At 65.8% G+C, this 1031-nt stretch carries 1 protein-coding gene; it reads right to left on the bottom strand.

The window, feature by feature from the left end:
• On the bottom strand, positions 1 to 1031 hold a 1031-nt coding region (locus tag J4E53_RS30495), incomplete at both ends, for an amino acid adenylation domain-containing protein (protein ID WP_207268291.1).

Below are 1031 nucleotides of genomic sequence, written 5' to 3'. Positions count from 1 at the left end.
CCCATGGGCACCGGTTGTTGATGACCATCGAGCAGGTAGATCCGGGTGTTGGCAATCGGCTTGCCGATCGGCGTGCTGTCCGGGGTGTCCGTCCCCGCGCAATCCCACGCGGTCACGTCCACCGCCGCTTCGGTCGGACCGTACAGGTTGTACAGGCCAGTGTGCGGCAATTGCGCCTTGAAGCGCCGCACCAGATGCCCCGGCAACGCTTCGCCGCTGCACATCACCCGCACCAGACCTGCGCATTGACCTGCCTCGCCATGGGCCAGGAACACATCGAGCATCGACGGTACGAAGTGCAGCGTGGTGATGCCGTGCCGCTGGATGGCTTCGCGCAGGTACGCCGGGTCGCGATGCCCACCCGGACGCGCCATCACCAGCCGCGCACCACTGAACAGCGGCCAGAAGAACTCCCACACCGACACGTCGAAGCTGAACGGGGTCTTTTGCAGCACCGCATCCGTGGCGGTCAGTCCGTACTCGTCCTGCATCCACAGCAGGCGGTTGACCACCCCACCATGCTCGTTCATCACGCCCTTGGGCAGGCCGGTGGAGCCCGAGGTGTAGATGACATAGGCCAGGTGATGGGCATGCAGGCCTTCGACCTGCGGATTGTCGGTGGGCTGCGTCGAAAACCCTTGCGCCTCATCCAGCAGCAAGGTTCGCGCCTGCGTCGCCGGCAGGCTCGCCTGCAACGCACGTTGGGTCAGCACCACCATGGGCGCGCTGTTCTCCAGCATGTAGGCCAGGCGCTCGTGAGGATAATCCGGGTCCAGCGGCACATACGCCGCACCGGCCTTGAGAATCCCCAGCAGGCCCGCGACCATGTCCAGGCTGCGATCGGCACAGATCGCCACGCGGTCATCCGGGCGAATGCCCAGTTCCAGCAGGCGATGGGCAATCTGGTTGGCCCGCTCATTGAGTTGCGCGTAACTCAGTTGCGCCTCGTCGGCCACCACCGCTACAGCGTCCGGGCAAGCCTCGACCCGCGCCTCGAACAGGCCGTGCAGGGTCAGGCCCTGCGGGTAGTC

Origin of the sequence: Pseudomonas sp. FW305-28, assembly GCF_017351395.1 — a bacterium.
GTDB lineage: Bacteria > Pseudomonadota > Gammaproteobacteria > Pseudomonadales > Pseudomonadaceae > Aquipseudomonas > Aquipseudomonas fluorescens_AA.
The sequence above is the reverse complement of the archived record's forward strand: the minus strand, read 5'-3'. Positions and strand labels throughout refer to the sequence as shown.